Origin of the sequence: Streptomyces milbemycinicus (genome assembly GCF_002154605.1) — a bacterium.
GTDB lineage: Bacteria > Actinomycetota > Actinomycetes > Streptomycetales > Streptomycetaceae > Streptomyces > Streptomyces milbemycinicus.
In genome coordinates this window covers 1-1,764 of sequence record NZ_MUNE01001260.1, presented here as the reverse complement: position 1 = coordinate 1,764, position 1,764 = coordinate 1, and the positions used below count along the sequence as shown (strand labels likewise).

Below are 1,764 nucleotides of genomic sequence, written 5' to 3'. Positions count from 1 at the left end.
GGGGGGGGGGGGGGGGGGGGGGGGGCGGGGGGGGCGGGGGGGTTGGCGGGGTCGATGCCGAGGGCCGGGGCGACCGTCTCCAGCTCTCTGAGCAGGCCGTGGCTCGACCCCAGGGGGCCACCGCCTTCGAGGAGTTCGTCGTTGGACAGCGGGCGTTCGAAGTCGACGGGGACATAGGCGCCGGCGTGGTCGTAGTGCCACACCAGATGCGACTGCTGGGCCGTGGGCTCGAACATCTCCAGCAACTGTTCGTAGTCCCCGCCGAGTTCGTCCACCGGCGTGACGGCCAGCCCGCAGACCTGCAGCAGATAGGCGCGGCGCAGCAAGTGCAGGGCGTCGTAGTCGAAGGCCGCGACCGGGGCGACGTCCCCGGACAGGCCCGGCATATAGCCGAAGACGGGCACGGGCGGCAGTCCGGCGTCACCGAGCGCCTTGTCGTACGCGGCGATCTCCTCCGCGAAGGGGTTGTCGGGGCTGTGACACAGCACATCGACGAGGGGGACCAGCCAGAGGTCACATGCCACGCGATCTCACTCTCGTATCCGTACGGTCGGTGGTCGGCCCAGCGTAATGCTCCCCGTACGCCGCGCGAAGGGCCCTGTACGTCAGGGGGGCGCTGTGGTGGTGGATGTCGTCCCGGACNNGCCCATGTCCGGGCCCGACGGCGTGCCCGACGGTGTGCCCGACGCCGTGTCCGTCGGGGCGCCCGGCGATCCGCTGGGGGACCCGGTGGGCGATCCGCTCGGCGGGTCCGTGGTCGGCTCGTACTCCGATCCGCTCGGCGACGCCGACGATGTCTCGGTGGGCGACTGCGACGGGCTCGGGTCCACAGTCGTCGTCACGGTGCGGGTCGGGCCCGGGCCGGCGGGCGGGGCGCCGCTGCCGCCGGGCAGTACGCGTACGGCCAGGGCCAGCGCCACGGCGACCAGCGCGACGACCAGCCCCGCGGCCACGGGCAGCGCCGCCCGGCGCGCCCGCACCCGCCGCCGGCCGTGCCATACGGCCCGGCCCACGTCCACCCCCGGCGCTCCGGGGCCCGGTTCCAGCCCGCGCAGCGGGGAGAGCAGCCGTGCAGCCTCCCGTTCCAGCTCGTCGTCCCGCATGGCGGCTACTCCTTCCCCACAGGTGGCATCGGAACAATTGGCTGACCGCCGAGTTGGGCGCGCAGCCGGGCCAGGCCCCGCGCGGTCTGGCTCTTCACGTTCCCCTCGGAACAGCCGAGTACCGCCGCCACCTCGGCCACCGGCAGATCGCACAGGAAGCGCAGCACCAGCACGGCGCGCTGGCGCGCCGGGGTGCGCGAGAGCGCGGTGTGCACGACCGTGCGCGTCTCGATGTCCGGTACGCCCGCGACGGGCGGCAGCCCCGGCGTCTCGTGCGGCGCGCCCGAGAGCCGGACGACTCTGGCCCAGCCGAGGCGCTGCTCGTTGAGGAAGCACCGGACGAGGATCGTGTGGACGTAGCGGTCCAGGTCGTCGGCGGCGCGGGCGCGGTTCCAGTGGACGTACAGCTTGGTCAGGGCGGCCTGGACGACGTCGTCGGCGCGGTGCGGATCCTTGCAGAGCAGATGCGCGATGCGGCGGAGCGCGGGCAGCCGCGCGGAGACGTACGCGGTGTACGCCCCTTCGGCCTCCGCTCTGTCCTCGGAAGCCCTGCCCCCGGAAGCCCTGTCCCCGAACACCCTGTTCCCGGACGCCCTGTCTCCGGACGCCCTGTCTCCGGACGCCCTGTCTCCGGCCGCCCGGCTCATGTCCCTCCGTGCAC

The 1,764-nt window shown here is 74.0% G+C and carries 2 protein-coding genes; both read right to left on the bottom strand.

Annotated features, from left to right (window positions below; genetic code table 11):
* Positions 1 to 524, bottom strand: a 524-nt coding sequence (locus CCN51_RS52500; RefSeq protein WP_086861335.1) for a hypothetical protein, incomplete at its 3' end; no start/stop codon positions are given.
* Between the two features lie 584 nt (positions 525 to 1,108).
* Positions 1,109 to 1,681 carry a SigE family RNA polymerase sigma factor gene (locus CCN51_RS52490; RefSeq protein WP_014178276.1) on the bottom strand — a complete coding sequence of 191 codons (573 nt, stop codon included), beginning with the start codon at positions 1,679 to 1,681 and terminating at the stop codon, positions 1,109 to 1,111.
* Between the last annotated feature and the right edge of the window lie 83 nt (positions 1,682 to 1,764).